This is a genomic window from Streptomyces sp. NPDC034103 (assembly GCF_055575395.1).
In genome coordinates, this window is record NZ_JBVISS010000011.1 from 368,957 (window position 1) to 379,940 (window position 10,984).

Here is a 10,984-nt window from a genome sequence, read left to right on the forward strand (position 1 = left end):
CCGCGCTCGTCACTTGCGGTGTGCCTCTGGCCAGCCACCAGGGGCGCTCAAGGGGCACGACGAAGATCACCATACTCCCCACCACCACGGTCCCGAGGCAGCCGCCACGACGCCCTCGGGAACGCCGAAGAGCGACCACCCGGATGGATGATCGCTCTTCGGTGCGTCAGCGTTACAGCCCTCTTACGAGGCCTGCGGCGCAGAGCGAGTCCGTGCGGACCCGCGAGGTGTTACTTGACCTCGACGGAGGCGCCGGCGCCCTTGAGGGACTCGGCGGCCTTCTCGGCGGCGTCCTTGGCGACCTTCTCGAGAACGGGCTTCGGGGCGCCGTCCACGAGGTCCTTGGCCTCCTTCAGACCCAGGGAGGTCAGCTCACGCACGACCTTGATGACCTGGATCTTCTTCTCGCCGGCGCCGGTGAGGATGACGTCGAACTCGTCCTTCTCCTCCTCGACCGGGGCGGCGGGGCCACCCTGGGCCGGGCCCGCGACGGCGACGGCCGCGGCGGCGGTGACGTCGAACTTCTCCTCGAACGCCTTCACGAACTCGGAGAGCTCGATGAGGGTCATCTCCTCGAACTGCGCGAGCAGGTCGTCCTGAGACAGCTTCGCCATGATGGGCGATCCTTCCACTAATTTCGGCAGGTGCCGGATGTATCGATACGGCGGGCGTACTTACGGCCCGCTACGACCCACGCCTCAAGCGGCGCGGATCAATGCGCGAGCCGAGTTACTCGGCACCGCCCTGCTCGTCCTGCTTGGCACGAAGCGCGTCCACGGTGCGGACGAGCTTCGACGGGAGCGCCTGGAAGACCTGAGCAGCCTGAGTCTGCTTGCCCTTGAAGGCACCCGCCAGCTTGGCGAGCAGAACCTCGCGGGACTCGAGGTCCGCGAGCTTCTTGATCTCGTCGGCGGACATCGCCTTGCCGTCAAGGACACCGCCCTTGATGACGAGGTTCGGGTTGTCCTTGGCGAAGTCACGAAGACCCTTCGCCGACGTCACCGGGTCACCGGTGATGAAGGCGACCGCCGTCGGACCGTTGAACAGGTCGTCGAGCGTGGAGATCCCGGCCTCGTTGGCCGCGATCTTGGTCAGCGTGTTCTTCACCACGGCGTACTGGGCGTCTTCACCGAGCGAACGACGCAGCGTCTTGAGCTGCGCCACGGTGAGACCCCGGTACTCGGTCAGCACGGCGGCATTCGAGCTACGGAACTGCTCCGCGAGCTCGGCTACCGCGGCAGCCTTGTCGGGCCTTGCCATAAGCGTGGCCTCCTTCCGGGTGATGAGGACCGCTCGCAAGGGGCCGGAGAAAACGAAACGCCCCGGCGCAGGCGCACGGGGCGTAGCTCGACCGGCATTCGCACGCTGCGGGGCAGCGAACTCCGGGAGCACATCCACATTCACCTGCGCGGGTCGTCCGCGATATTCAGCGGATCCTTCGGCCACCGCGCCCTCTTGTGAGCACACGGCAACGACCAGCGGTCTTTGGCTTCTGTAGGAGCGTACGTGACCGGATCGCCGTCAGGCAAATCCGGTCCCAGGGGCTCAGCTCTCGTCGAGCCCCTTCATCATCTCCGCGAGGTCCATGGTGTCCTTCGCGGGCGGCGCGGTGACCGTCACGGGCTTGTTGTAGTCGAGGAAGGTGACGGTCATGTCGAGCGGGCCCTTGTCGGCTTCGCCCTTCATGCGGAACTGCTTGGTCTTGTCGTCACCGTCGACCCACATGTCCATCGTGAGCTTGTCGACGCCCATCTTCTCGTACTGCTGAATGCTCTTCTCGCGCTTCTCGCGGGTGGCCTTGTCCTCGTCCTTGAAGGAGTCGCGAAGGCTGTCGAGGGTGACGGTGCCCGTGTAGTGGGTGGTCTCGACACCGTCGACCTTCTCGGTGCCGACCTTCTTCACGTCCTTGGCGCCGGTGAGGAACGTGGACTCGGCCGCCGGGTTCTGCTCGGCCTGGCCCGCTCCGGCCGCGCCCCCGCCGAGCTCCTCGTCGCTGAGCGCGGACATGTCGAACTTCATCCAGGTCTTGCCGTCCATCTCCTTGGCCATCTCGGGGTTGCCCCCGATGTACATGGCCTTGTCGACGAGCCGGATCTCCGCGGAGCCGTCCTTGCCCTGGTCGAGCGCCGTCATCTTCATGCTCATGGCGATGGTGGGCTTGATCCGCATCGAGGCCTCGGCCTTGACGCGTCCCTGCTGCGGGTACTCACCCGTCATCCGATAGTGCAGGGAGGTGATGTCGTCCGCGTTCTTCGCGGCCTTGGCCACGGCCGCGGCCGGCGTCATCTCCGGCGACTTCTCGGAGTCCCCCTTGGAACAGCTCACGGCACCGGCGGCGAGCGCCACGGCGGCCAGTCCGGCACCGAGCGTGCGACGGCGCGCGGAATGTCGTACGGAAGATCCCATTGTTTCCCCCCAAGGAACACATGGACGATTCACATCCGGGCCGCGAGCCTAACTGATCGGTAGGGAAGCGGTCCCGTGAATTCCCCGGGCTCAGGAGGTGGTGCCGTCCTGTGACTTCAGGAGGGTCTTGAAGTCCTCGGTGTCCGAGGCCGGGGGCCTGGTGACGGAGACCCGCACGCCGTAGTCGCTGTAGTGGGCGGTCTGGGTCACCTGCTCGGTCGCGGTACGGCTCTTCTCGACCTTCTTGACCAGCAGGTCCCTGTCGTCGACCCAGATGTCGACGGTCTCGGTGGTGACGCCGGCCCGTTCGAGCTGTGTTCTCAGTTCCGCGTCGGAGACGTCCCCCACCCGCACGGTGCCCGAGTAGTGGGTGGCGGCCTGTCCGCCCACCTGCTCCACGCCGACCTCGCGTACGTCGTCGGAGTCCAGCAGCAGCTTCACGGACTGGTCGGGTGTGGTGCTGCGCATCTGGTCGGCGAAGTTCGCCCCGCCGCCGACGGCCTTGAGGTCCTCGTACGCGTACCGGACCCAGTGCTTGCCGCCGAGCCGCGCGGCGAACGTGTCGCCCATGCGCGCGTAGTAGGCGTCGGCGAGATAGCGCGCCTCCATCGAGATGACGCCCAGCTCCCGCATGGTGTCCGCCACCGTGCCACCGGTGTACGTGATCGTCATGGTCCCCTCGAGACCGGCGCCCCAGCCGATGGCGCCGTCCCCCGTGACGGACAACTGGGTTCCCATCACCGTGACCGACCGCACCCTGGCCGACGCGGCCTTCTCGGTGGACCGCTCGGCGGCGCGCAGGGCGGCGAGGGAAGCCGGACCGGTCGCCCTCGGGCTCTGCTGCCCGGGCTCGCCGGAGGAACCGGACGACGTACAGGCGGCCAGGCCCGTCAGCGCGGCCATCGCGGCGACCGAACAGGCCGTCCGGCGTCCCGTGGTGCTCTTCATACGTCCCCCTGTGCGATCGCCCTGCTCGCACGCTAACCCAGGGCAAGGCGGCCGCACACGGGAACGGGCCCCGCACCTCGGAAGGTGCGGGGCCCGTGACCTGACTTCGGTGAGCGCTCAGGCTCAGACCGCGGCCGGGTCCTCCTCGACGAGGAGGTTGCGGGTGCGGTTCGAGTCGACCGGAATGCCGGGGCCCATCGTGGTGCTGATGGCGGCCTTCTTGATGTAGCGACCCTTGGCGGCGGACGGCTTCAGACGGAGGATCTCCTCCAGCGCGGCGCCGTAGTTCTCCACCAGCTTGTCGTCCTCGAAGGACGTCTTGCCGATGATGAAGTGCAGGTTCGAGTGCTTGTCGACGCGGAACTCGATCTTGCCGCCCTTGATGTCGGTGACGGCCTTGGCGACGTCGGGGGTGACGGTGCCGGTCTTCGGGTTCGGCATCAGACCACGCGGACCGAGCACGCGGCCGAGGCGGCCGACCTTGCCCATGAGGTCCGGGGTGGCGACGACGGCGTCGAAGTCCAGACGGCCCTTCGCCACCTCGTCGATGAGCTCGTCGGAGCCGACGATGTCGGCGCCCGCGGCAGTCGCGGCCTCGGCACGGTCACCGGTCGCGAAGACCAGGACCCGGGCGGTCTTACCGGTGCCGTGCGGAAGGTTCACGGTGCCACGGACCATCTGGTCGGCCTTGCGCGGGTCGACACCCAGACGGAAGGCGACCTCGACGGTGCCGTCGAACTTGGTCGTGGAGGTCTCCTTGGCGAGACGGACGGCCTCGAGCGGGGCGTACAGCTTCTCCCGGTCGATCTTGGCGTCCGCAGCCTTGAGAGCCTTGCTGCGCTTGCTCACTGCTTCTCCTGGTGAGTCATAGGAGTCGTGGTCCGGGCCGAGCAGGCCCTACCACTTCTGCTGATGTACGGGGGTGGGGCTCAGCCCTCGACGACAACGCCCATGGAACGCGCGGTACCGGCGATGATCTTCGCGGCGGCGTCCAGGTCGTTGGCGTTGAGGTCGGGGAGCTTGGTCGTGGCGATCTCGCGGACCTGCGCCTCGGTGATCTTGGCGACCTTGGTCTTGTGCGGCTCGCCGGAGCCCTTCTCGATGCCCGCGGCCTTGAGGATCATCTTCGCGGCCGGCGGCGTCTTGGTGATGAAGGTGAAGGAACGGTCCTCGTAGACCGTGATCTCCACCGGGATCACCCAGCCACGCTGCGACTCGGTCGCGGCGTTGTACGCCTTGCAGAACTCCATGATGTTGACGCCGTGCTGACCCAGCGCGGGGCCGACCGGCGGAGCCGGGTTGGCGGCACCGGCCTGGATCTGGAGCTTGATGAGCCCCGTGACCTTCTTCTTCTTGGGAGGCATTACTCTCCGGGTCCTTTCAATCGAGGTGTGCCCACGCCCGGGTCGCGTCCCGGATGCAGGCATACCGCACAACGATAGCGGGTATAGGTGTGCGGCTAAAAACCGAGCAGGTCAGACAAGCTTTGACAGCCCGTCTGACCTGGTCGGAAGCGTGCGGTCCGAAGAACCTCAGTTCTTCTGGATCTGGTCGAAGCTCAGCTCGACCGGGGTCTCGCGACCGAAGATCTCCACCAGACCCTTGACCTTCTTCGAGTCGGCGTTGATCTCGTTGATGGTCGCCTGGAGCGTGGCGAACGGGCCGTCGGTGACGGTGACCGAGTCGCCGACCTCGAAGTCCAGCACCTGGACCTCGACCTTGCGGGCCGGAGCCGGCTTGCCCTCGGCCTCGGCGGCCTCGCGGGCGGCCTTCTCCTCGGCCTCCGGGGCGAGCATCTTGACGATCTCGTCCAGGGTCAGCGGGTACGGGTCGTAGGCGTTGCCCACGAAGCCGGTGACGCCGGGGGTGTTGCGGACGACGCCCCAGGACTCGTTCGTCAGGTCCATGCGCACCAGCACATAGCCGGGGAGCTTGTTCTGACGGATCGTCTTGCGGTCGCCGTTCTTGATCTGGACGACCTCTTCCTGCGGCACCTCGGCCTGGAAGATGTAGTCCTCGACGTTCAACGAGACGGCGCGCTGCTCGAGGTTGGTCTTCACGCGGTTCTCGTAACCGGCGTAGGTGTGGATGACGTACCACTCGCCGGGGAGGGTGCGCAGTTCCTCGCGCAGGGCGACGACGGGGTCGACCGGCTCGGCCGGCTCCTCCTCGACGTCCGCCACCTCGTCCTCGACGGACTCGATGTCACCGCCGGACTCGATGTCACCGCCGGACTCGATGTCGCCGCCGGACTCGATGTCGCCGCCGGACTCGTCCTCGGCGCCCTCGTCCTCGGCGTCCTCGACGTGGAGGGCGGCTTCCTCGGCGGGCTCGCCGGCCTCTTCATCGGCAGCCTCGACCTCGTCCAGGTCCTCGTCCGCGCCCTCGACGATGTCGAGCTCGTCTTCCACGGGCTCGTCCGGCTCGATGGCGTCGTTCAGGTTCTGGTCAGACACGGTGGCTGCTTCTTCCTGGATACATAGGGGTGGAACATGCGAAAGGGGCGCCGGTAACCGCGGCGCCCTTCGCAATTTTGCTCAGCCGAAGACGTACTTGGCGGCGTGGTCGAGCCCATAGTCAATCACGGTGACCAGGCCGATCATGACGATCACGAAGACGATCACCACGGTCGTGTAGGTCGTCAGCTGACTGCGCGTCGGCCAGACGACCTTGCGGAGCTCCGCGACGATCTGCCGGTAGAAGAGCGCAAGGCGCTTCAGCGGGCCCTTCTTGGCACGCTTGCCACCCTTGCGGGCCTTCGACGGCGCCTCATCCTGGGCATCAGGCGTGTCGATGGAGCCCACGGCGTCCGCCATTCGTCCTCACCTGTTCCCGGGTCGTGGCCGTGCCGCGCCCGGTCTGAGCCGCACGGCGGTGCATTACCTGTACGTACATGCGCACACATCCTGGCGGTGTGTGTAGCAGGGCCGGAGGGACTTGAACCCCCAACCGCTGGTTTTGGAGACCAGTGCTCTACCAATTGAGCTACGACCCTTTGTGGTTCTCCCCAAACGTACCGCATCCGCCCGAGTGCTCGGTGTGCACCGGATGAGTGCGGCCGTTGTGAGGCCAACGAGGTGAGAGTGTACGTGCTTCGGGGCCCTCCGTCGAACAGAAAGCGCCCGTACGGGCCGTGCGGACGGAAGATCGACTGCGGGTCGGCCGAAGATCACCCAGGCCACCGCGCGAATCCGGACGCGTGTTCCGCCCGTGTTCAGTCCGTGAAACCCGTGTGCCGGGGGCGTTTCCGGTCTGAAACGATGGCCCCATGAGCGCTGCAACCCCTCCCACCGAGCGCCGGGTCTCCGCCCGAGTCGGCGCGATCTCCGAGTCCGCCACTCTCGCCGTGGACGCCAAGGCCAAGGCCCTCAAGGCCGCCGGGCGGCCGGTGATCGGCTTCGGCGCCGGTGAGCCCGACTTCCCGACGCCGGACTACATCGTCCAGGCGGCCATCGAGGCCTGCTCGAACCCGAAGTACCACCGCTACACGCCCGCCGGCGGTCTGCCCGAGCTGAAGGCCGCGATCGCCGCGAAGACGCTGCGCGACTCCGGCTACGAGGTCGACGCCTCCCAGGTCCTGGTGACCAACGGCGGCAAGCAGGCCATCTACGAGGCCTTCGCCGCGATCCTCGACCCGGGCGACGAGGTCATCGTCCCGGCCCCGTACTGGACCACCTACCCGGAGTCGATCCGCCTCGCCGGCGGTGTCCCGGTCGAGGTCGTCGCGGACGAGACGACCGGCTACCGCGTCTCCGTGGACCAGCTGGAGGCGGCCCTCACGCCGAACACCAAGGTCCTCCTGTTCGTCTCCCCCTCCAACCCGACCGGCGCCGTCTACACCCGCGCGCAGATCGAGGAGATCGGTCGCTGGGCCGCCGGGAAGGGCCTGTGGGTCCTGACCGACGAGATCTACGAGCACCTGGTGTACGGCGACGCGGAGTTCCACTCGCTGCCGGTGGTCGTCCCCGAGCTCGCCGACAAGACCATCGTGGTCAACGGCGTCGCCAAGACGTACGCCATGACCGGCTGGCGGGTGGGCTGGGTCATCGGCCCGAAGGACGTGGTCAAGGCCGCGACGAACCTGCAGTCGCACGCCACGTCCAACGTCTCCAACGTCGCCCAGGTGGCCGCGCTGGCCGCCGTCTCCGGCGACCTGTCGGCCGTGGAGAAGATGAAGGAGGCCTTCGACCGCCGCCGCAAGACGATCGTGCGGATGCTCAACGAGATCGACGGCGTGCTCTGCCCCGAGCCCGAGGGCGCGTTCTACGCGTACCCGTCGGTCAAGGGCCTGCTCGGCAAGGAGATCCGCGGCAAGCGTCCGCAGGACACCGTGGAGCTGGCCGCGCTGATCCTGGAGGAGGCCGAGGTCGCGGTCGTCCCGGGTGAGGCGTTCGGCACGCCGGGCTATCTGCGGCTGTCGTACGCCCTGGGTGACGAGGATCTCGTCGAGGGTGTCTCCCGGATCCAGAAGCTGCTGGCGGAGGCCACGGACTGACGTCCGCCGCCCAAGGGGCCGCCCGCCGGTGTCGGTGGGCGGCCCCTTCGTTTGTGCGAGCAAGACCACGTTCGGGGAAAGAGCTACCGGGACTGCTGGGGCGTACGGCAGGATCCTGGAATGGAGCGTGTACGTGATGTCTCTGAGCTGCCGAAAGCCCATCTGCACCTGCACTTCACCGGGTCCATGCGGCCCGGCACCGTCCTGGAGCTGGCCGACAAGTACGGCGTACGGCTGCCCGACGCGTTGAGCGAGGCGCTGACCAGTGGGGAACCGCCGAGTCTGCGGGCCACCGACGAGCGGGGCTGGTTCCGCTTCCAGCGGCTGTACGACGCCGCGCGATCCTGTCTGCGGCAGCCCGAGGACATCCAGCGGCTGGTGCGGGAGGCCGCGGAGGAGGATGTGCGCGACGGCTCGGGGTGGCTGGAGATCCAGGTCGACCCGACGTCGTACGCCCCGCGCCTGGGCGGGCTGATCCCGGCGCTGGAGGTCATCCTCGACGCCGTGGAGACCACCTCGCGCGAGACCGGGCTCGGGATGCGGGTGCTGGTGGCCGCGAACCGGATGAAGCACCCCCTGGACGCGCGGACACTGGCGCGGCTGGCCGTGCGGTACGCGGACCAGGGCGTCGTCGGGTTCGGGCTCTCCAACGACGAGCGGCGCGGCATGGCGCGGGACTTCGACCGGGCGTTCGCCATCGCGCGCGAGGGCGGGCTGCTGTCGACGCCGCACGGCGGGGAGCTGGCCGGGCCGTCCTCGGTGCGGGACTGCCTCGACGACCTGGAGGCGCACCGGATCGGGCACGGGGTGCGCGCGGCCGAGGACCCACGGCTGCTGAAGCGGCTCGCGGACCGGGGGGTGACGTGCGAGGTGTGCCCGGCGTCGAACGTGGCGCTGGGGGTGTACGAGAAGCCCGAGGACGTACCGCTGCGGACGCTGTTCGAGGCCGGTGTGCCGCTGGCCCTGGGCGCCGACGACCCGCTGCTGTTCGGCTCCCGGCTGGCCGCGCAGTACGAGATCGCCCGCCGGCATCACGCCTTCACGGACCAGGAGCTGGCGGAGCTGGCCCGGCAGTCGCTACGGGCCTCCGCGGCGCCGGAGGATGTCAAGGCACGGCTGCTGGCCGGTGTGGACGAATGGCTCACTCGCCCGGCTTCTTGAAGTGCGCGTAGGGCGGGTACGCCTTGTAGCAGATGTCCACCTCCAAGGGGTGCCCGCCGGTCCCGGGCGGCTCGGCCAGGGTGAAGGCCGTCATGAACGCCATGGACCCCTCGGCGACGCGCTTCTGCCGCGGCCCCCAGCCTGCCGCGTAGGCGAATTCGGTGGCCGTCTCGGCGAAGACGTCCCTGGTGCCGAACAGGAAGAACGTCCGGGCGTGAGTGGCGTGCCGCAGCTCCTCCCGGGCGTCCGCGTGTGACCGGCGTGCGCGCCAGGCCTCGGCGTCCCGCGCGGTGCGGGCCTCGTCGGTGCGGACGGTCAGCGGGGTGCCGCGGGTGAGTCTGCGGCGCAGCTCGGGCCACCGGCTCGCGCGCAGACCCGCGCTGTGCTGGGCCAGGACGAGGTCCACACGCTCTCCCCATCCCTCGTCGGGCGGGACGCCGTCCCGCAGCGGGACGTGGACGATCGTGTGCCGCGAGTAGGCGGCGAAGGAGAACAGGCCGGCGAGCCGGTTCAGCCCGTCGTGATCACCGAGGAGCAGGCCGATCGGCTCCGGCGCGCTCAGTGAGGTGTGGCGGAGGGGCGTACGGGGGCGGACGACACGGTGCTGGTGCGGCCCGATGCGGGCGGTGTACTCGGTGAGCCTCAGCCGCATCCCGGTTCCTCCGCTCGCCTACAGGGTCACGCCGACGGTCACCGGTTCGTTGACGAGGGTGATGCCGAAGGTCTCGTGGACGCCCGCCACGACCTCTCGGGCGAGGGCGAGCAGGTCCTCCGTGGTGGCCTCGCCCCGGTTGGTCAGGGCCAGGGTGTGCTTGGTGGAGATCCGGGCGGGGCCGGTGCCGTAGCCCTTGGTGAAGCCCGCCTTGTCGATGAGCCAGGCGGCGGAGGTCTTGGTGTTGCCGTCACCGGCCGGGTAGGCGGGGGGCACGGTGTCCTCGCCGAGGCGGGCCTTCACGCGCGCGTGGAACGCGGTGAACTCCTCGTCGGTCAGGATCGGGTTGGTGAAGAACGAGCCCGCCGACCAGGTGTCGTGGTCCTCGGGGTCCAGGACCATGCCCTTGCCGGAACGCAGCTTCAGTACGGTCTCGCGGGCGGCGGCGAGGGGGACGCGGTCGCCGGGCTCCACGCCGAGGGCGCGGGCGGTCTCTGCGTACTTGATCGGGGCGGAGAGGCCGTCGGCGTCCTCCAGCTCGAAGCGGACGCGGAGGACGACGTAGCGGTCGGGGTCCGCCTTGAAGCGACTGTGGCGGTACGAGAAGGCGCAGTCGGCGTTGGAGAGCGTGACCGTGTCGTGGGTGCGGCGGTCGTAGGCGATCACCTCGGTGATCGTGGAGGAGACCTCCTGGCCGTACGCGCCGACGTTCTGGATGGGGGTCGCCCCCGCGGAGCCGGGGATGCCGGCGAGGCATTCGACGCCGGCGAGTCCGGCCTCGACGGTGCGGGCGACGGCGTCGGTCCAGACCTCGCCGGCGGCGAGCTCTAGACGGGTGCCGTCGAGTTCGACGCCCTTGGTGGCGATGACGAGGGCGGTGCCGTCGAATCCCTTGTCACCGATGACGAGGTTCGAGCCGCCGCCGATGAGCAGGAGGGGGGTGCCGCTGTCGTCGGCCTCGCGCACGGCCGCGATCACCTCGGCGTCCGTGGTCGCGGTGACCAACCGCGCGGCGGGGCCGCCCAGGCGGAAGGTGGTGAGCGGGGCGAGGGGGGCTTGGTGTCGTTCCTGCACGGGCTCAAGGGTACGAGACGCTTGTGGCTCGTCGGCGGGGGTGCGGGGTGCGCCTTCGCGGTGCGTGGGGGTCCGCGGTGCGTTGTGGGTCCGCGGTGAGTTGTGGGGCCGCGGTGCGTTGTGGGGCCGCGGTGCGTTGTGGGTCGGGGCCGTACCGGGGGGTGTCCGTCCTCGGTCGGGCGGTGCTGTAGGACCGAGCTGTGCTGTCGGTCGGACGCCCGACACTGCGGGCGGGCACCCCCCGGTAC

Annotated in this window: 12 protein-coding genes and 1 tRNA gene; 2 read left to right on the top strand and 11 right to left on the bottom strand. The window is 68.9% G+C overall.

All coding sequences use genetic code 11. The features are described 5' to 3' along the window. Positions 1-230: 230 nt before the first annotated feature. The 9 genes from rplL to ACZ56U_RS26235 form a co-directional block, all read right to left on the bottom strand. Complete coding sequence (gene rplL / locus ACZ56U_RS26195; protein ID WP_391239683.1) at positions 231-614, bottom strand: 50S ribosomal protein L7/L12; 384 nt, start codon at positions 612-614, stop codon at positions 231-233. Between the two features lie 115 nt (positions 615-729). Further along, on the bottom strand, positions 730-1,260 hold the full coding sequence (rplJ, locus tag ACZ56U_RS26200; RefSeq protein WP_469086405.1) for a 50S ribosomal protein L10: 531 nt from the start codon (positions 1,258-1,260) through the stop codon (positions 730-732). 285 nt (positions 1,261-1,545) lie between these two features. Continuing rightward, positions 1,546-2,406, bottom strand: coding sequence for an SCO4651 family lipoprotein (locus ACZ56U_RS26205; RefSeq protein WP_469086406.1), 861 nt, complete (start codon positions 2,404-2,406; stop codon positions 1,546-1,548). A 90-nt stretch (positions 2,407-2,496) separates the two neighbouring features. Continuing rightward, positions 2,497-3,354: an SCO4651 family lipoprotein gene (locus tag ACZ56U_RS26210; protein WP_469086407.1), complete on the bottom strand. Its 858-nt coding sequence runs from the start codon at positions 3,352-3,354 to the stop codon at positions 2,497-2,499. Between the two features lie 123 nt (positions 3,355-3,477). Beyond that, complete coding sequence (rplA, locus tag ACZ56U_RS26215; RefSeq protein WP_469086408.1) at positions 3,478-4,203, bottom strand: 50S ribosomal protein L1; 726 nt, start codon at positions 4,201-4,203, stop codon at positions 3,478-3,480. An 80-nt stretch (positions 4,204-4,283) separates the two neighbouring features. Then, the gene (rplK, locus tag ACZ56U_RS26220) at positions 4,284-4,718 is read right to left on the bottom strand and encodes a 50S ribosomal protein L11 (RefSeq protein WP_079312374.1); all 435 of its coding nucleotides are present in this window, start codon (positions 4,716-4,718) and stop codon (positions 4,284-4,286) included. Positions 4,719-4,886: 168 nt separating this feature from the next. Next, a complete protein-coding gene (gene nusG, locus ACZ56U_RS26225; protein WP_469086409.1) occupies positions 4,887-5,810 on the bottom strand; it encodes a transcription termination/antitermination protein NusG in 924 nt (307 codons plus the stop codon). Between the two features lie 81 nt (positions 5,811-5,891). Beyond that, the gene (secE, locus tag ACZ56U_RS26230; RefSeq protein WP_391239701.1) at positions 5,892-6,170 is read right to left on the bottom strand and encodes a preprotein translocase subunit SecE; all 279 of its coding nucleotides are present in this window, start codon (positions 6,168-6,170) and stop codon (positions 5,892-5,894) included. A gap of 106 nt (positions 6,171-6,276) precedes the next feature. Next, a tRNA-Trp gene (locus ACZ56U_RS26235) sits at positions 6,277-6,349 on the bottom strand. A gap of 273 nt (positions 6,350-6,622) precedes the next feature. On the opposite strand from ACZ56U_RS26235, the gene ACZ56U_RS26240 reads away from it, so the two are divergent. Both ACZ56U_RS26240 and ACZ56U_RS26245 read left to right on the top strand, forming a co-directional pair. After that, positions 6,623-7,849 (top strand): pyridoxal phosphate-dependent aminotransferase, encoded by a 1,227-nt coding sequence (locus tag ACZ56U_RS26240; RefSeq protein ID WP_469086410.1) that lies wholly within the window; start codon positions 6,623-6,625, stop codon positions 7,847-7,849. 120 nt (positions 7,850-7,969) lie between these two features. Beyond that, positions 7,970-9,010: an adenosine deaminase gene (locus tag ACZ56U_RS26245; protein ID WP_469086411.1), complete on the top strand. Its 1,041-nt coding sequence runs from the start codon at positions 7,970-7,972 to the stop codon at positions 9,008-9,010. Here ACZ56U_RS26245 and ACZ56U_RS26250 read toward each other — a convergent pair. Further along, positions 8,991-9,662 (bottom strand): hypothetical protein, encoded by a 672-nt coding sequence (locus ACZ56U_RS26250; RefSeq protein WP_469086412.1) that lies wholly within the window; start codon positions 9,660-9,662, stop codon positions 8,991-8,993. The genes ACZ56U_RS26245 and ACZ56U_RS26250 overlap by 20 nt on opposite strands. A gap of 18 nt (positions 9,663-9,680) precedes the next feature. Continuing rightward, on the bottom strand, positions 9,681-10,736 hold the full coding sequence (locus ACZ56U_RS26255) for a UDP-N-acetylmuramate dehydrogenase (RefSeq protein ID WP_469086413.1): 1,056 nt from the start codon (positions 10,734-10,736) through the stop codon (positions 9,681-9,683). Between the last annotated feature and the right edge of the window lie 248 nt (positions 10,737-10,984).

Coding starts and splice junctions, on each gene's coding strand:
- ACZ56U_RS26205 (WP_469086406.1), bottom strand. CDS start 2,406: ATGGGATCTTCCGTACGACATTCCGCGCGCCGTCGCACGCTCGGTGCC.
- ACZ56U_RS26245 (WP_469086411.1), top strand. CDS start 7,970: ATGGAGCGTGTACGTGATGTCTCTGAGCTGCCGAAAGCCCATCTGCAC.
- ACZ56U_RS26210 (WP_469086407.1), bottom strand. CDS start 3,354: ATGAAGAGCACCACGGGACGCCGGACGGCCTGTTCGGTCGCCGCGATG.
- ACZ56U_RS26240 (WP_469086410.1), top strand. CDS start 6,623: ATGAGCGCTGCAACCCCTCCCACCGAGCGCCGGGTCTCCGCCCGAGTC.
- rplJ (WP_469086405.1), bottom strand. CDS start 1,260: ATGGCAAGGCCCGACAAGGCTGCCGCGGTAGCCGAGCTCGCGGAGCAG.
- secE (WP_391239701.1), bottom strand. CDS start 6,170: ATGGCGGACGCCGTGGGCTCCATCGACACGCCTGATGCCCAGGATGAG.
- rplL (WP_391239683.1), bottom strand. CDS start 614: ATGGCGAAGCTGTCTCAGGACGACCTGCTCGCGCAGTTCGAGGAGATG.
- ACZ56U_RS26250 (WP_469086412.1), bottom strand. CDS start 9,662: ATGCGGCTGAGGCTCACCGAGTACACCGCCCGCATCGGGCCGCACCAG.
- rplK (WP_079312374.1), bottom strand. CDS start 4,718: ATGCCTCCCAAGAAGAAGAAGGTCACGGGGCTCATCAAGCTCCAGATC.